The sequence below is a fragment of the Clostridium sp. Marseille-QA1073 genome, assembly GCF_054863625.1.
This window is the reverse complement of the sequence record NZ_JBSVQM010000024.1, coordinates 1-18,024: the sequence shown is the minus strand read 5'-3', so window position 1 is coordinate 18,024 and position 18,024 is coordinate 1. Positions and strand designations below refer to the sequence as shown.

19 protein-coding genes and 1 tRNA gene are annotated in these 18,024 nt (G+C 29.9%); all 20 read left to right on the top strand.

Going from position 1 to position 18,024, the window contains the following annotated elements:
- The first annotated feature begins 20 nt into the window (after positions 1-20).
- Positions 21-1,130: a pyridoxal phosphate-dependent aminotransferase gene (locus tag ACY1IQ_RS17390; protein ID WP_461615218.1), complete on the top strand. Its 1,110-nt coding sequence runs from the start codon at positions 21-23 to the stop codon at positions 1,128-1,130.
- Positions 1,131-1,154: 24 nt separating this feature from the next.
- Entirely contained in the window at positions 1,155-1,799 is a 645-nt protein-coding gene (locus tag ACY1IQ_RS17385) for an NAD(P)-dependent oxidoreductase (RefSeq protein WP_461615165.1), read from the top strand.
- Positions 1,768-2,640 carry a hydroxymethylbilane synthase gene (gene hemC / locus ACY1IQ_RS17380; RefSeq protein WP_461615217.1) on the top strand — a complete coding sequence of 291 codons (873 nt, stop codon included), beginning with the start codon at positions 1,768-1,770 and terminating at the stop codon, positions 2,638-2,640. The genes ACY1IQ_RS17385 and hemC overlap by 32 nt, the downstream gene beginning before the upstream one ends.
- Positions 2,641-2,648: 8 nt before the next feature.
- A complete protein-coding gene (gene cobA, locus ACY1IQ_RS17375) occupies positions 2,649-4,118 on the top strand; it encodes a uroporphyrinogen-III C-methyltransferase (RefSeq protein ID WP_461615164.1) in 1,470 nt (489 codons plus the stop codon).
- Between the two features lie 20 nt (positions 4,119-4,138).
- A complete protein-coding gene (gene hemB / locus ACY1IQ_RS17370) occupies positions 4,139-5,107 on the top strand; it encodes a porphobilinogen synthase (protein WP_461615163.1) in 969 nt (322 codons plus the stop codon).
- Positions 5,108-5,128: 21 nt separating this feature from the next.
- Positions 5,129-6,460, top strand: coding sequence for a cobyrinate a,c-diamide synthase (locus ACY1IQ_RS17365; protein ID WP_461615162.1), 1,332 nt, complete (start codon positions 5,129-5,131; stop codon positions 6,458-6,460).
- A 252-nt stretch (positions 6,461-6,712) separates the two neighbouring features.
- Positions 6,713-7,339 (top strand): precorrin-8X methylmutase, encoded by a 627-nt coding sequence (locus tag ACY1IQ_RS17360; protein WP_461615161.1) that lies wholly within the window; start codon positions 6,713-6,715, stop codon positions 7,337-7,339.
- 22 nt (positions 7,340-7,361) lie between these two features.
- On the top strand, positions 7,362-8,459 hold the full coding sequence (cbiD, locus tag ACY1IQ_RS17355; RefSeq protein WP_461615216.1) for a cobalt-precorrin-5B (C(1))-methyltransferase CbiD: 1,098 nt from the start codon (positions 7,362-7,364) through the stop codon (positions 8,457-8,459).
- A 2-nt stretch (positions 8,460-8,461) separates the two neighbouring features.
- A complete protein-coding gene (gene cbiE / locus ACY1IQ_RS17350; protein WP_461615160.1) occupies positions 8,462-9,064 on the top strand; it encodes a precorrin-6y C5,15-methyltransferase (decarboxylating) subunit CbiE in 603 nt (200 codons plus the stop codon).
- A gap of 14 nt (positions 9,065-9,078) precedes the next feature.
- A complete protein-coding gene (cbiT, locus tag ACY1IQ_RS17345; RefSeq protein ID WP_461615159.1) occupies positions 9,079-9,645 on the top strand; it encodes a precorrin-6Y C5,15-methyltransferase (decarboxylating) subunit CbiT in 567 nt (188 codons plus the stop codon).
- A 27-nt stretch (positions 9,646-9,672) separates the two neighbouring features.
- On the top strand, positions 9,673-10,356 hold the full coding sequence (locus ACY1IQ_RS17340; protein WP_461615158.1) for a cobalt-factor II C(20)-methyltransferase: 684 nt from the start codon (positions 9,673-9,675) through the stop codon (positions 10,354-10,356).
- A gap of 16 nt (positions 10,357-10,372) precedes the next feature.
- Complete coding sequence (cobM, locus tag ACY1IQ_RS17335) at positions 10,373-11,149, top strand: precorrin-4 C(11)-methyltransferase (protein ID WP_461615157.1); 777 nt, start codon at positions 10,373-10,375, stop codon at positions 11,147-11,149.
- On the top strand, positions 11,109-12,125 hold the full coding sequence (cbiG, locus tag ACY1IQ_RS17330) for a cobalt-precorrin 5A hydrolase (protein WP_461615156.1): 1,017 nt from the start codon (positions 11,109-11,111) through the stop codon (positions 12,123-12,125). The genes cobM and cbiG overlap by 41 nt, the downstream gene beginning before the upstream one ends.
- A 16-nt stretch (positions 12,126-12,141) precedes the next feature.
- On the top strand, positions 12,142-12,858 hold the full coding sequence (gene cobJ, locus ACY1IQ_RS17325) for a precorrin-3B C(17)-methyltransferase (protein ID WP_461615155.1): 717 nt from the start codon (positions 12,142-12,144) through the stop codon (positions 12,856-12,858).
- A gap of 12 nt (positions 12,859-12,870) precedes the next feature.
- Positions 12,871-13,641, top strand: coding sequence for a cobalt-precorrin-6A reductase (locus ACY1IQ_RS17320; RefSeq protein WP_461615154.1), 771 nt, complete (start codon positions 12,871-12,873; stop codon positions 13,639-13,641).
- Between the two features lie 126 nt (positions 13,642-13,767).
- A complete protein-coding gene (locus ACY1IQ_RS17315; RefSeq protein WP_461615153.1) occupies positions 13,768-14,271 on the top strand; it encodes an ECF transporter S component in 504 nt (167 codons plus the stop codon).
- Between the two features lie 98 nt (positions 14,272-14,369).
- Complete coding sequence (locus ACY1IQ_RS17310; protein ID WP_461615152.1) at positions 14,370-15,155, top strand: sirohydrochlorin cobaltochelatase; 786 nt, start codon at positions 14,370-14,372, stop codon at positions 15,153-15,155.
- 198 nt (positions 15,156-15,353) lie between these two features.
- Entirely contained in the window at positions 15,354-15,926 is a 573-nt protein-coding gene (locus ACY1IQ_RS17305; protein WP_461615151.1) for a GDSL-type esterase/lipase family protein, read from the top strand.
- 263 nt (positions 15,927-16,189) lie between these two features.
- A tRNA-Glu gene (locus tag ACY1IQ_RS17300) sits at positions 16,190-16,264 on the top strand.
- A 644-nt stretch (positions 16,265-16,908) separates the two neighbouring features.
- Positions 16,909-18,003, top strand: coding sequence for an alkaline phosphatase family protein (locus tag ACY1IQ_RS17295; RefSeq protein ID WP_461615150.1), 1,095 nt, complete (start codon positions 16,909-16,911; stop codon positions 18,001-18,003).
- Positions 18,004-18,024 lie beyond the last annotated feature (21 nt).

Here is an 18,024-nt window from a genome sequence, read left to right as displayed (position 1 = left end):
CTAGTTAGGACGTGAAAAAATTGAAGCATGGTGGAGATATATATAGTGAAGGATTATTAAAAGGAAGAAAACTATTAGATTTTAGCTCTAATATAAATCCCATAGGTGTACCTAAAGGATTTATTGAAAATATTAATGAAGGAATAGCAATGCTTCAAGTTTATCCTGATATAAAATATAGAACATTAAAGGATAATATAATTAATTATTTAAATAAATACAGCTATTATTTTGGAGGAGAAACTAATAAGTTTAGTTTAGCTCATAAAAATATTTTATTAGGGAATGGAGCTTCCGAAATAATAGATATAGCTATTAGATATTTAAAGTCTATAACTATAGTGGTACCTTCCTTTGTAGAATATGAAGATAATAGCCATAGATATAATTTAGAAGTAAGTTATTCATATTTAAAAGATGATTTTACTTATGACTACGAAGATATACTAAGTAAATTAAATTATAGTGAAGGTCTTATAATTGGAAATCCTAATAATCCTAATGGTTCAATTATAGATAAAGAAAAGTTTAAAAGTATTTTAGATTTTTGTGAAGAGAATAATAAAATAGTTCTAATAGATGAAGCTTTTATTGAGTTTACAGGAAACTCTAACTATAGCCTTTTGAATTTAGTAGAAAAATATAAATGTTTATTTATTATTAAGGCAATAACAAAATTTTATGGATTGCCTGGCGTAAGATTAGGTTTTGGAATAACAAAAAATAAAGCATTAATTGATTATATAGTTTCAATGCAAAATCCATGGAATATTAATTGCTTTGCTGAATTAAGTGCTAAATATGCATTAAGTGATGAAGCATATATACGAGATTCTCTTAAGTGGATTGAAACAGAAAGAAAATATATGATAGATGAACTAAATAAAATTTCCATAATTGAAAAGTGTCATAATAGTTATGGAAATTACGTTCTTTGCAAATTAAAGGGAATAAACTGTGATAAACTTTACAGTTACTTAGAAGAAAAATGTATTATAATAAGAAAGTGCAATAATTACAGAGGACTAGATGATAAGTTTGTTAGATTTGCAATAAAGGATAGAGGCTCTAATGAAAAATTGATAGAGCACTTAAGAGATATAGAACCATTAAAAATTAAGGATATTTAACCCTTAGCTAGAGAAGGTGGATAAATGAAAAATTTAGAGCAGTGCTTTTTATCTATTAAAAGTGATAAGCTTAAGGTTCTTATAGTTGGTGGAGGAAAAGCAGGATATATAAAGTGTAAATCCTTTTTAACTAAAGGAGCAGAGGTTAAAGTTATTGCATTAGATATATGTGAAGAAGTACTATCTTTACTGCACTTTGAAAAGTTAAGTATTGAAAAGACTACTTATAATAAGGAAATGCTAGTAAAATATCATCTAGTAGTCATTGCAACTGATAATGAATTCTTAAATAGTAATATTAAAATGGATTGTGATGAACTCTGTAAACTTTATATAAATGCTTCTAATGTAGAGGAAAGCATGTGTATAACTCCTACCGTAGGAGAAAGTAAAAGTACAGTTTTTGCAATTCATACAAAAAATTTTAGTCCCAAAACTTCTCTATTTATTAGGGATAATCTAGAAACTTATTTGAAAAAATACGATAGTTATATAGATTTTTCAGTAAATTTAAGAAATTCTCTAAAGAATCATGTTAGAAAAAGTGAAATTTTAAATTTCATATCCACAGAGGATTTTCTATATATTTTTAACAAGGGATACGGTGAAAAAATTATAAATTTATTTTATGGAGGCAATAGAATTGAGAATAGCAACGAGAAAGAGTAAGTTAGCACAGGTACAAACAGAGTTTGTAATGGAGCTTATAGATAAGACTCATAACATTAAATGTGAAAAGGTATTAACGGATACTTTAGGAGATAAAAGATTAGATGTTACACTTGATAAAATAGGCGGTAAAGGACTTTTTATTAAGGAATTAGAGCAGCTTATATTAGATGGACACGCAGAAGCAGGCGTTCATAGTATGAAGGATATGCCTTATGAATTGCCAGAAGGTTTTATAGTTGCAGCAATGCCTATTAGAGAAGATGTAAGAGATGCCTTCGTATCTATAAATGGAGTAAAATTTAAAGATTTGAAAAAAGGTGCTAGGGTAGGTACTAGTAGTAATAGAAGAGCTAGTCAATTAAAACTCTTAAGACCAGATATAGAAATAGTACCTATAAGAGGTAATGTTCAAACTAGAATTGACAAAATAAAAAAAGAAAACTTAGATGGAATAATTCTAGCAGCAGCAGGACTTAAAAGATTAGGTATGGAGTGTATAATAACTGATTATTTTGAGCCTCATGAAATGATTCCTGCTATAGGTCAAGGTGCACTAGGAATTGAAATACATGAAAGTTGTAAAGGTAAAGAAGTTTTTACAACTCTTGATAATTATGAGGTTAGGGTTTGTGTTGAAGCGGAAAGAAGTTTTATGGCAGCTTTAAAAGGAGACTGTCATGCTGCTATAGGAGCTTACGCAGAGCTAGTGGATAATACAATCAATATGGTTGGTATTTATGAAGTTAATGGAAACCTTATAAGAAAAGAAGTGACAGGGTCAGTAAATGAAAATATTAAGCTAGGAGAAGAGCTTGCTTCTTTAATTTTAAATTCTTAGGAGGAATTATGAGTAAAGTATATTTAATAGGTGCAGGGCCAGGCCATGAAGAACTTATTACAATGAGGGCAATAAATGTTTTAAAGCAGTGTACAGCTATTATGTATGATAGATTATGTGGAGAAAGTTTTTTACAATATATAAATCCAAACACAGAAATATATTACTGTGGAAAAGAACCAGGATGTCATTATAAAAATCAAAATGAAATCAATGATATGATAGTAGAGTTAGCTAAGAAAGGACATATTGTAGGAAGAGTAAAGGGTGGAGATCCTTATATATTTGGTAGAGGAGGAGAAGAAGCACTTAGATTATTAGAAGAAAACATAGAATTTGAAGTAGTGCCGGGAATAACTTCTCCAATATCTGTACTAAATTATGCGGGAATTCCTGTAACTCATAGAGGAATAGCTAGAGGATTTCATATATTTACGGGAAAAAGCAATGATAATATGGACTTAAACTTTAAAGTTATTTCAAAGCTTAGTGGAACATTAATATTTCTTATGAGCTTTGAGAAGTTAGGAATTATTACTAAAAGCTTGATGGAAAATGGTATGAGTAGTGATACCCCAGCAGCAGTAGTGATGAGAGGAACTACATCTAAACAAAAAAAAGCTATAGGAACATTAAGTAATATTGTAGAAAAAGCACTTGAAAACAACTTATCAAATCCTAGCATAATTGTAGTAGGTGAGGTAGTTCAGTTCCATGATAAATTAAATTGGTTTGAAAGAAGACCTCTTTTTGGAAAAAATATATGTATTACAAGGACTAAAGAACAAAGTAAAGAAATAAAAACCAAGCTACTAAATTTAGGGGCAGAAGTTACAGAAATAAATTCTATAAAAATTAAGCCTACACCAGAAAAACTAGAACCATATTTAGATAAATTATCATTATATGATTACATTGTTATAACCAGTGCTAATGCGGCGAGAGTTTTCTTTGAATATTTAATAGAAAGAGAAATTGATGTTAGAACTATAAAAGCGCAGATTATAACCATAGGACCAGCTAGTGATAGTGCAATTAGAAGTTATGGGGTAATACCAAAGCTTTGTGCTCAAGAATATGTAGCGGAAAATTTATTTAGCCATATGGAAAGCTTTATAAAAGAAAATGACAAAATACTTCTTCCAAGATCTAAAAATGCAAGAGTTTTTTTAGTGGAAGCCTTTGAAAGCAAAGGATGTATAGTGGATGAATGTCATATATATGAAACAGAAACAGGAGAAGTAGTAGGACTTAACAGATTTGTAGATTGTGATGCCGTTGTATTTACAAGTCCAAGTACTTTAACCAATATGATTAAGCTTGTAGGTATTGAAGAGATTAAGAAAAAAACAGTAGTATCTATAGGACCGATTACTTCAGTAGAACTTAACAAACATAATATAGAACACATTGTATGTGATGAGAGTAGTAATGAGGGAATGATAAATAAATTAATTGAAATTTATTCAAAGTCCTAAGAATTAAGGGAGTGGAAGTTATGTTAACACAACATAGAAGATTAAGAGAGAATCCAGCTATAAGAAGTTTAGTAAGAGAAACGGTTTTAAATTCAAATGATTTTATATTTCCTATATTCGTAGTTGAAGGGGAAAATATTAAGGAAGAAATTTCTTCTTTAAAAGGAAATTATCATTGGTCCATAGATAGATTACATGAAATTATTGATGAAGTTAAAGCTGCCAAAGTAAAAGGTGTAATACTTTTTGGATTACCAGATCATAAAGATGAAATAGCAACTTCTGCTTTTGCAGAAGATGGAATTGTTCAAAAGGCAATTAGAAAAATAAAAGAATTAGATAAAGACCTATTTGTAATAACAGATGTTTGTATGTGTCAATATACAGACCACGGACACTGTGGAATAGTTGAAAATGGAAGAGTACTTAATGATGCTTCAGTAGAAATTATAGCTAAAATAGCATTATCTCATGCTAAAGCAGGAGCAGATATGGTAGCGCCTTCTGATATGATGGATGGAAGAATAGGAGCTATAAGAGAAATTCTAGATGAAAATAACTTTGACTATGTTTCCATAATGGCATATAGTGCTAAATATTGTTCAGCTATGTATGGACCATTTAGAGCAGCAGCAAATTCAACGCCACAATTTGGAGACAGAAAAACTTATCAGATGGATCCAGCAAACGGTAAAGAGGCACTAAGAGAAATTGAAGAAGATATTATAGAAGGAGCAGATATAATAATCGTTAAACCTGCCATGATTTACTTAGATATTATAAAATCGGCTTCAGATAATTTTAATATTCCAATTGCAGCTTATAACGTAAGTGGAGAATATGCAATGATAAAATGCGCTTCAGAAAATGGACTATTAAATGAAACAGAAGCAGCACTAGAAATGTTAACTTCAATGAAAAGAGCAGGTGCAAACTTAATAATAACTTACTATGCACTTGAAGCTTGCAAATGGTTAAGTCAAGAGTAGTAAGAAGAAAGATGTGAAAATATGAAAGGTATAGTTATATCTTCTAATTGTAGTGGTGGAGGAAAAACCACCATTACACTTGGAATAATGAAAGCATTAATGAAACTTGGTTTTGATGTACAAGGCTATAAAGTAGGACCAGATTATATAGATCCAGCTTTCCATTCCACTATAACTAAGAAGCCATCGAGAAATTTAGATTTATTTTTAATGGGAGAAGCAGGTGTAAAGGCTGCATTTTCAAGAGGTTATGGAGATATGGCTGTAATAGAAGGCGTAATGGGACTCTTTGATGGAAAGGGAATAGATAGTAGATTTTCTACAGCACATGTAGCAAAAACTCTAGAGCTTCCCATAATTCTTATACTAAGTCCTAAAGCAGCAAGTGCAACTTTAGCAGCTGAAATTCAAGGGCTATTAAATTATTGTGATGAATGGGTAAAAAAACCTAATGTAAAGGGAGTTATATTAAACAATATATCTTCTAGCTATTACAATCTTTTAAAGCTCATAATAGAAACACATTGTAATATTAAAGTCTATGGTTATATACCTAAAGATGAAGAAATATCATTAAAGTCAAGACATTTAGGACTTGTTCAATGCAGTGAAGTAGAAGATATTGAATATAAAATTAACAAATGCAGCGAACATATTTTATCCAATGTAAACATGGATGAATTAATTTCTACTTTTAGTGAAGTAAAAAAATATGAAGATAATTTTCGTATAGAAAATAAAAATTTAAAAATAGCAGTTGCTAAAGATGAAGCTTTCAGTTTTTATTACACAGAAAATTTAGAACTTCTTAAAGAGGCAGGAGAAATTGTATATTTTAGTCCATTACATGATAAAAAATTACCTGATGATATTAACTTTTTATATTTAGGAGGAGGGTATCCAGAAGTTTTTATTGAAGAACTTAGTAGTAATACATCAATGCTCAAATCTATAAAAAGTGAGTTAGATAATGGATTAAAGTGCTATGCAGAGTGTGGAGGACTTATGTATTTAACAGAATCAATAACCACTTTGAATGGTAAAGAATTTAATACTGTTGGTTTCTTTAAAGGAAAAAGTGTCATGACTACAAGGCTTCAAAACTTTGGATATTGCGCTATTAATATAGATGAAAAAAGTCCACTTTTAAAAGACTTGTCAATCAATGCACATGAATTTCATAAATCAAAGGTAGAACTAGATGAAAATTATATATACAATCTTACAAAAAACAGTTATGATGGCTCTATTAAAAATTGGAATTGTGGATATGTAAAAAATAATACTTTAGGAGCCTATGGACATATTCACTTTTTCGGCAATATAAACTTTTTAAAAGAGCTATTAAAATAAAATTATTCCTTAAAAACTAAGATTAAGTTAATCATCTTAGAGGAGCAATATAAAATTTGTTAAAGTTAAGGCATTTATAATAAATAATAAGTCAGTATGTTAGCTTATTTTAATAATATTACTTTGTCAAAACTTCATGATGGCTATGTTATCATAAGAGCCTATATTCTTGGCGATATAAATATATCACTATTTTTGACTTATTATTTTTCTTCACATGCCTAAAAAATCTTTGAAAAGGAATGAAGTAGAATGAAAGAATATATAAAAGATCCAATGGGAATAGAGATTAGAAGCTTTGAAATAATTGGAGAGGAAATGGGACCTCATAATTTTGATGAGAAGCAGTTGCAAGTAGTTAAAAGAGTAATACATACCACAGCAGATTTTGATTATCAAAACATAATTCATTTTAGTGAAGACGCTATTGAAAAGGCTAAGAACATATTATCTAAGGGAGTGACTATATACACAGATACTAATATGGCACTTTCAGGAATGAGTAAGCCAGCATTAAAAAAACTTAATTGTAATGTAGAGTGTTATGTAGCAAGAGAAGATGTAAGAGATATTGCTAAGGAAAAGAAGATAACTCGTTCTATGGCTGGTGTTGAAAAAGCTGTGGAAGAAGGGGTAGAATTCTTCGTATTTGGAAATGCACCTACAGCAATTTTTAAACTATTAGAATTAGTAGAAGAAGGTAAAGCAAAGCCTAAATTTGTTATAGGTGCTCCTGTAGGATTTGTAGGGGCTAAAGAAAGTAAAGAGCTACTAGAAAAGTACGATATTCCAGTGATAACGATTAGGGGAAGAAAAGGTGGAAGTACAGTGGTAGCAGCAATCATGAATGCTATTATGTACATGATGGTTGAAAGATAGTACTAAGAGTGAAGGTGTAAATATGCTAGATTTATATGTAGAAGCAAATGGAAAAAGATTGAGGTGTGGGTATACCACTGGTTCCTGTGCAGCAGCAGCTTCTAAAGCAGCAACAATGATGCTTTATGATAAAGAGAAAACACCAATAGATAAAGTTAAAATAGATACTCCTAAGGGAATAGAATTAAACTTAGAGGTTCACGATATTACCTTTGGAGAAGATTATGTGGAGTGTGCAATAATAAAGGATGGCGGAGATGATATCGATGCTACCAACGGAATAAAGATATTTGCTCGTGCCACTAAAAAAGCTAGTGGATACTCATTAAAAGGTGGTAAGGGGGTAGGAATAGTTTGTGGAGAAGGACTTTATATAAAAAAAGGGGAGCCAGCTATAAATCCTATACCAAGAAAAATGATTGAAAAGGAAGTAACTGAAGTGCTTCCTAAAGATTGTGGAGTAGAAATTACTATATTTGTTCCTCGGGGTGAGGAAATTGCTAAAAAAACCTTTAATCCTAGATTAAACATATTAGGCGGAATTTCTATACTGGGGACTACTGGTATAGTAATGCCCATGTCAGAAGAAGCTTTAACTGAATCAGTAAAATTAGAGATAAGCCAAAAGGTAGCAAGTGGAAGCAAAGAACTCATATTGTTATTTGGAAATATGGGCGAAGATATGGCAAATAAACTTAAACTTAATGAAAAAGATATGGTCATTATTTCTAATTATGTAGGCATAGCCTTAGATTCTGTAATTTCTAAAGGAATAAAGAAAATTACAATAGTAGGCCATATAGGTAAGCTTTGCAAGGTGGCTAGCGGAGTTTTTAACACTCATAGTAGAGTTTGTGATGTAAGGCTTGAAACACTGGCATTAGAGTTAGCACTTATGGGTTATGACTTAGAACTAGTTAAAAAGGTTTATAATGAAAAAACTACAGAAGGTGCTGTAGAACTTTTAGGTGATGGCTTTGAAAAACTTTATGAAAATATAGGTCAAAAGGTTATAAATAGAATTAAAATTTATAGCTATGACCAGTTGCAAGTAGATGCAATTATGTATTCTATGAAGAGAGGAATACTCTATAATTCCTTAGAAGAAAAGGAGAGATAATTATGGTTTATATTGTAGGGCTTGGACCTGGACATAAAGATTATATTCTTCCTATAGCTGATAAAACTATGGAAAACTCTGATATAGTAGTAGGATTTGGAAGAGCTATCAAAAGCATAGACCATATAAAAACTCCTAAACTTGAATTTAAAAGTATAGTATCAATTGTAGATTATATTAGTGAAAATAAAGATAAGAACATATCTATAATAGCTTCTGGAGATCCTGGTTTTTATGGTATTACCGAATATATAAAAAAAAATTATAATGGTGAAATAAAAGTGATCCCGGGAATAAGTTCTTTTCAATACTTTATGAGCAAGTTGAATCAGTCATGGCATAATGTTCATTTAGGAAGTATGCATGGAAGAGAAGAAGACTTTTTAGGAAATATTTCTAAATACTCACAAGTAATATTTTTGACAGATAATAAGAATTCACCAAGTGAGCTTTGCAGAATTCTTTATGAAAATAACATAAATTGTGAAGTTTATGTTGGAGAAAATCTTTCCTATGAAGATGAAATAATATCCTTTGGAAGTCCAAAAGAACTTATGAAATATAACTTTGGAAAGCTAGCAGTTATGTACATAAAGCTAAAGTAATGGAGTTGAAGTAAATGAAATTTATTAAAGATGAAGAATTTATTCGTGGAAATTGTCCAATGACTAAAGAAGAAGTAAGAATTTTAAGCCTATCCAAATTAGAACTAGAAGAAAACTCAAGAGTTCTTGATATAGGTGCAGGTACAGGCTCTGTTACTATACAAATGAGTAAAATTTGTAATAGTGGTGAAGTTGTTGCAGTAGAAATGGACGAAGAGGCAATAGAAGTTATTAAAAAGAATATAGAAAAATTTGAAGCAAATAATGTAACTTTAGTGGAAAGTGAAGCCTATGAGGCAATAAATAACATAAAGGGAGAATTTGATGGAATTTTTATCGGTGGCAGCGGTGGAAATATAGATAAGATAATCTATGAATATGGAAAAATGCTTAAACCACAGGGAAAAATGGTGTTGAATTTTATTACTATAAGTAATTTATATAAGGCAATGGAAGCTTTAAAAGAAAATGGATATAAAGTTGAGGTAAGCCAAATAGCAGTAGCAAGAGGAAGAGGAAACAGTTGCATGCTTATGGCAAATAACCCTATATTCATAATTTGTGGCGAAAAGATTAGCTAATTTGAAATTAACGGAGGATTTAAATATATGAAGAAACAAGGAACTTTATATGGTGTTGGAGTTGGACCAGGAGGAGAAGAGCTACTTACTTTAAAGGCTGTAAGAGTAATAGAGAATTGTGATGTTATTATAGCACCAAGTGCAAAAGCTGGCGGAGTTAGTATCGCATATGAAACAGCAAAAAACTTTATAAAGGATAACCAAGAAGTGATTATTAGTCATTTTCCAATGGGAAAGCCAGATAAAGAAGAAAAGGTTTATGATGCATTTAAAACTATAGAAGAATATCTAAAAGATGGTAAGGACGTTGCATTTTTAACTATAGGAGATGCCTTTGTTTATAGTACCTATATATATTTATTAAAATATATAAAAGAACAAAACTATAAAACTGAAACTGTTCCAGGGATAACTTCTTTCTGTGCCAGTGCAAGTATTGCAGATAGAATATTGGTAATAGGAGATGAACCATTATTAATAGTCCCAGGAAGTAGAATTGATTCTATAAAAGATGAAAAGTATGTGGTTATTATGAAATTCTATAACCAAGAAGAAAAAGTATTAGATTTCTTAGATGAAAGAGGCTTTGACTATGTATGCGTTCAAAGAGCATATAGAGAAGGTGAAAAAGTACTGTCTACTAGAGAAGAAATTTTAAATGAAAAAGATTATATGTCATTAATAATTGCTCATAGAAATAGCGAGATATAATATGGAGGAAACAAATATGGAAAATATAGTTTATTTTATAGGTGCTGGTCCAGGAGACCCAGATTTAATAACAGTAAAGGGAAGAAAAGTATTACAAGAAGCAGATGTAATAATTTTTGCTGGTTCACTAGTTAGTCCTGCACATTTTGAATATTGTAAAAAGGATGTAGAAATACATAATTCAGCTTCAATGACTTTAGATGAAGTTATTGCAGTGATGAAAAGAGCTCATAGTGAAGATAAAAAGATTGTTAGACTTCATACTGGAGATCCTGCTATTTATGGAGCAATTAAAGAGCAAATGGATGAGCTTGATAAATTAAACATAGGTTATAAGGTAATTCCAGGAGTTAGCTCTTTTACTGCAGCAGCAGCAAGCATAAAAAAAGAATTTACTCTTCCAAGTGTTTCTCAAACAGTAATACTTACTAGAATGGAAGGAAGAACACCAGTTCCTGAAAAGGAAGATTTAGAAAGGCTTGCTAGTATAGGTGCATCAATGGCATTATTCCTATCTGTTGGTATGATTGACAAAGTAACTGAAAAGTTAAGACGTGGTTATGGAAGAAATGTACCTGTAGCTGTAATACAAAGAGCTACTTGGGGTGATGAGAAATATGTTATTGGAACATTAGATGATATTGCAGAAAAAGTTAAAGAAGCAAATATAACAAAAACTGCACAAATATTAGTAGGAGATTTCATAGATAGTGAATATGAAAAAAGCTTATTATATGATGCAGGTTTCACTCATGAGTACAGAAAGGCAAAAGATGAAAATAGCAATAATTAGTGTTACTAATAGTGGAGATAGAATATCACAATCTTTAAAAGAAAACCTTGAAGTCTATCATAAATATAGTTGTCATATATACACTAAAGATGAGGTTAAGACTTTAACTTTAAATAAAATATGTAGTGAAGTTATGGAGAATTTTCAAGGAATTATATTTATCAGTTCCACAGGAATTGCAGTAAGAGGAATTGCACCTTTTATTAAAAGTAAAGATAAAGACCCAGCAGTTGTAGTGGTAGATAATTCAGTAAAATATGCTATAAGTCTTTTAAGTGGTCACTTAGGTGGAGCCAATACTCTTACAGAGGAAGTGAGCCATATACTTAAATGTATACCTATAATTACTACTGCTACTGATGGATTAAAAATAGAAGCTCCAGATATGGTGGCGAAAAACAATAATTTAATTATTGACAATCTGAAAGATGCTAAAGATATAGCAGCACTTTTAGTAGAAGGAAAAAAAGTTGCTTTTATAGATGAAAAATCTTTAATAAACATACCAAAAGGATATGTTGAAGAAGAAAATCAAGCTGATGGAGCAGTATATGTAACTCATAAGTTAGAAGTTGAGAATATTACTCATAAAACTTTAAAGCTTATAAGAAGGGACATTGTACTTGGTATTGGCTGTAGAAAAGATTATGATATAAATTCTATGGAGCAGAATGTAATGCAGGCATTAAGAGAAAACAATATTGATTTTCGAAGTGTTAAAAAAATTGCTACAGTAGAAATTAAAGCAAAAGAAAAAGCAATTTTATCCCTTAAAGAGAAGCTAAGCTGTGAATTAGAGATTTTTACAATTGAAGAAATTAAGAAAGTTGAAGATAAATATGAAGGCAGCGATTTTGTACGAAAAACACTAGGAATAGGCTCTGTATGTGAGCCTTCTGTAGAACTTAGTGGAGGAAAAATCATAAAGAACAAAATGAAATTAAATGGAATGACACTTAGTATTGGAGTGTTATAAAGTAGGAGGAAATAATATGGGTAAATTATACGTAGTTGGAATTGGACCAGGTGGACTTGACCATATGACAGTGAGAGCAAAAGAAGTAATAGAAAATTGTGACATAGTAGTTGGATATACTAAATATCTTGAAATGATTAAACCTCTTATAGAAAATAAAGAAGTATTTTCTACTGGAATGCGTGGAGAAGAAGAAAGATGTAGAAAAGCATTAGAGTTATCTAGAGATAAGGATGTAGCAGTCGTAAGTACAGGAGATGCCGGAATATATGGAATGGCTGGTCTTATACTTCAAATGGCAGAAGGTGAAGAAGTTGAAATCGTACCAGGAGTTACAGCTTCAAGTGCTGCAGCTTCTATAGTTGGTGCACCACTAATGCATGATAATTGTAACATTAGCTTAAGTGATTTATTAACACCATATGAACTAATAAAGAAAAGAATTCGTCTTGCAGCAGAAGGAGATTTTATCATATCTCTTTATAATCCAAAAAGTAATGGAAGACCTTATTACTTAAGAGAAGCTATTGAAACTGTAAAGGAATTTAGAAGTGGAAATGTGCCAGTAGCAGTAGTTAAGCATGCATTAAGAGAAGGACAAGAAGTTCATCTATATACATTAGAAAACTTTGACGATAGTAAAGTAGATATGTTCTCTATAGTAATCATAGGAAATAGTAATAGCTTTATGAAAGATAATAAGTTTATAACTCCAAGAGGATATAAATTATAAGGGGCGACAATTGTGATAGCATTAATTTTAGGGACAAGCGAAGGAAAAGTTATAGTAGAAAATTTAAACAAATATACCGATGATTTATTACTGTCTGTTGCTAGTTCATATGGTGGAAGTCTTTTAGAGAATTATAAGTACAAAATTTTAAATGACAAGCCACTAACGAAAGATGAACTTAAGGAAATGCTAAAGGTCAATGGTGTAAAATTATTAATAGATGCATCTCATCCCTACGCAGTAGAAATAACTTATAATGCTTTAGAAATTTGTAACGATTTAAACATTAATTATATTAGATATGAAAGAGCCTCTATTGTAGATAAATATACAAATTCACCTAATATAATGGAAGTGGAAAGCTATGAGGAATTAGACAGAGTGTTAAAAAATATAGATGGAACTATATTAAACACTACAGGAAGTAGAAATATCAATAAAATACTAGATTTAAATTTAAATAATAGAATAATTCATAGAGTATTACCTACCTTAAAGGTACTTTCAGAATGCGAAGAGTTAGGAGTTAAGGTAGAGGATATTATTGCGATGAAGGGACCTTTTTCTAAGGAACTTAATTTGTGCTTTATAAATGAATTTGATGTTAAAGCTATGTTGCTTAAAGATAGTGGCATAGTAGGAGGTACTTTAGAAAAATTAGAAGCTATAATAGAAAGCAATATCTATGGAATTGTTATAGGTAGAAAGAAAATAAATTATCCAATAGCTTTTAGTGATGAAAAAGAATTATTAAATTATTTAGTTGAAAAGAAATTTATTTAAGAAAATTCTTTTCTAGGGTAGTTGAAACAATGCACAATTATCTTTAATTGTTTATAAAAAGTATAGGAAGAACTTTATAATTGTGCATTGGAAACTGTGAATTGTATATTAATGATGGAGGTATTTATGAAAGTAAAAAAAATAGTTTTAATAGGGCTTTTTATAGCATTAAGTGCAATTGGGGCTAATATTAAAGTTTTTCAAACAGTTGCATTTGATTCAATGCCAGGATTTTTATCAGCAATTATATTAGGACCTTTAGCAGGAGCAGTGGTTGGTGCAATAGGTCATATTATAACTTCAACTATCAGTGGATTTCCAATGTCATTACCAGTTCACTTAGTTATATGTATAGATATGGCATTAACTATGTATTTCTTTGGAATAACTTATAAGGTTTTAAGAAAAAAAGGAGAACTAATATCAAATATATCTTCTGCTACAGTAGGAGCTTTGATTAATGGGCCTATATCCGTTTTTATGTTATTAATTTTAAATAAATTTATGGCATTTATGCCAAATGAGGTTTTGATAGGTATGATGCCTGTTTTAACGATGGTGGCTGCATTTAATATTATAATTGCACTTATTGTAAATAAATTTATACCAGAGAATTATAAAACTAATTAGCAATTAGGAATATATATAGTGAAGGGCTGTAGTTAATTCTCAGTTTGCTAGGAGTTTATAACAGATTTTTAAAATATAATTTTAAGGAGAATGAACATATGAGTAAAAAGGGCATATTAGTTGTAAGCTTTGGAACAAGCTATGAACATCCACTTAAAAGTTGTATAGAAGCTACAGAGAATTTTATAAGGAATAATTTTAAGGAGTTTGAAATTAGAAGAGCTTTTACTTCTAATATGATAATAAAGAAGCTTAAAAGTAGAGATAATCTTCACGTAGACACAGTAGGAGAAGCACTTTTAAAGATGAGTGAAGAAGGATTTAATGAGGTTTATGTTCAACCACTACATATAATATATGGAGAAGAATATAATAAGATTAAATCTTCCATAGATCAATATAGAGAAGAAAAGGTCTTTGAAAAAATAGAACTTGGAAGACCATTACTTTATAAAAATGAAGATTATTTTGAGGCTGTTGAAGCTTTAAAAGCTCAGCTTCCGAAATTAAATAAAAATTCAGCAGTAGTGTTAATGGGACATGGAACTGAACATCATGCAAATTCATGTTATTTCCAATTTGAATACGTTGCTCGTAAAATGGATTTAGAAAATATCTACATGGCAACAGTAGAAGGATATCCAGAAATAGAGCATATAATTCCAGAGTTAAAGGCAAAAAATATAGAGGAAATAACTCTAATGCCATTTATGTTAGTAGCTGGAGACCATGCTCAAAACGATATGGCATCTGATGAAGAAGATTCATGGAAATCTATATTAGAAGGTGAAGGTTTTAAAATAAATACTTACCTTAAAGGATTAGGGGAAAATAATAAATTCCAAAATATATATGTTAGCCATTTAGAAGATATAATGGAATAGTATAAAAGACTCAATAATTAAAATAAAGTTATTGAGTCTTTATTTAATTATTTAAATCTGTAAGAGAAAATTGTAATTTATGGAATAACTACAAGATAAAAAATTTTAAACGAAAATAAAAATATTACTATAAAATAAAGGCAAAACTTAAGGTATACATATAATCAAAACTAAAAGCTAAAGGAGGGACTTAAAGATATGAATTCAATAGTATGTATAGGAGATAGTCTTACATATGGATATGGAGTTAGTACTAAAAGTAGTTGGGTTGAGTTATTAAGGAACGGATTAGGCAATGTTAATGTGATAAATGCAGGAGTAAATGGAGATACAACCATTGGTATGGTTAATAGGTTTACAGAGGATGTAGTATATAATAATCCAGACACTGTTATTATCTTAGGTGGAACTAATGATTTTTTAACAAATAGAAGTGTAGAAAATGCTCTTAAAAATATAAATATAATGGTTAAAGAGGCAATAGAAAACAATATTGTACCAATAGTCTTATCACCACCGAAAGCAATAGGAGACTTAGCTTTAAATTGTTGGGATAGTTATTGTGACTACAGTAAGGTAAACTCTTTAATAGAGCAGTTTGGAGATATTCTTAGCAAGTTTTGCTCTAATGAAGATATTTCCTTTGTAAATTTAAATGATGTTTTTGATAAAATAGAAGATAATAGATATTTATATACTGATGGAATTCATCTTAGTGAAGATGGAAATAAATTATTATTTGATGCATTAGCTAATATAATTAAAGAATAACTGTTTGTTATTAAGAAAAGATACTAAAATTAAATAATTATGAATTAAAAATTTCTATTAATAGTAGACTATTAATATTTGTGAGATTTGAAATGTAAACTTTAAGTTGCTCTTTTGATAAAGTGGCTACTTTAAATTAAAGTGACCACTTTTCTATAGTTATATTATTATCTATAGAAAAATATAATAACATATTTACATATTGATTATTTGCGAGTAATATATGGACTGTAGAGATTATAATATAATTTAAAGCTATATATGGCTCCTTGGTCAAGCGGTTAAGACACCACCCTCTCACGGTGGTAACAGGGGTTCGATTCCCCTAGGAGTCACCATATTGAAATAAGATGGTTTACAGAAATGTTAATCATCTTATTTTTTTATTTTCCTAAGTTATGGTGTTTTATACAACTATATATGTTTAAAACGAGAAATATATTTGTATCGGCGAACAGTGTTCGCCAGAAAATTTAAATTAGTGTTTATCATTATATATTAAATATCAACTTAAGATTTCAATAAAAAATACTTAAGAGCATTGATATAATTATGATGATTAATTCGATGATACCAGAGATGCAAAGTAAAACTACTGAACACTGTTGAACTCTATGACATTATAAATAATAGAATAGATGAAAAATATACTACAAAGGAAAGTAACTATTAAATAATATAAATTATAGACAATTTGTATTATTTATAAAGTTATACAATATTATTTTTTAGATATTATTATTCTATATAATAACGTAAATTGATTAAAAAGCAACGTAAATCTTAAAATTTAAAGCACAAACAATGTTCTTTGAAAATTGAATAATACGGTATAAAAAGTAAAGTTGACCCAAAGGTATAGGAAATTAATGCAATAAAGTGGTAAATATGATAGACTTTTCTTATGAGTTAAGACAAAATCGTAAAAAATGGCGAACTTAAGATTATTTATAATAAGCTGTTGAAAGTAGAGGGAAAGAATATGTTTGTTGATTATCATAATAGTATCGTGAATCTTGCTTGCTCTATCTTAGAATATTTTGGTGCTGAGAGTGAACATAGTACACTAAAAGAAGTGGATGAGCTTTTGAAATATCAATATAAAAATGTAGTTATCTTACTATTGGATGGATTAGGGGTTGATACATTACAATATCATTTATCGGAAAATGGTTTTTTCCGAAAGAATTTGATTAAGGAATATTCATCTGTGTTTCCTCCAACTACTACATCAGCAACGACCACTATTGAAAGTGGTTTAACCCCTTTGGAACATGGGTGGTTAGGATGGAGTTTGTATTTTAGTGAAATAAATAAAATTGTAAACGCATTTATTAATACGGAAAAAGACACAGAAATTCATGTGGCGGATTATCATGTTGCCAGTCAAATTTTACCGTATAAAAGTATTTACGAAAAAATAAGAGATGCTGGGATGGCTAACGCATATAGTGTGTCGAAATTCGGAAGTAATAAAATAAAAACATTTGATGAATTGACGCATGAAGTAGAACGGTTGTGTGCTACCTCCGAGAAAAAATACATATATGGATATTGGGAAAATCCTGATAGCTTAATGCATGAGTTTGGTTGTTATAACAGTCTGGTTACTGAGAATATAAAAGAACTCGAAGAAAAAGTAACAGATATGTGCAAAAGATTATCCGATACATTGGTTATTGTTACTGCAGACCATGGACATTGTAATTTGAAGCACTATATTTTGAGTGATTATCCTAAGTTAATTACTATGTTAAAACGTCCAACTTCTATCGAAACAAGAGCTACAGCTTTCTATATAAAAGATGAATATTTGAATGATTTTCCCATTGAATTCAATTATAATTTTGGAGACGACTTTTTATTGTATTCAAAAGAAGAGGTTATCGAAAAGAATATATTTGGTGTTGGAAAAATGCATCCTAAGTTTGAAGAATTCATAGGAGATTATTTAGCAGTAGCAATTAGTGACAAAGGTATTGTATATTCTCAAAAATCAAATCAATTTATTTCCAATCATGCTGGGATGACTGAACAGGAAATGAAGATACCACTTATAGCAATATGTAAAAAATGAGCATTTTCAAAAGTTAGTTCG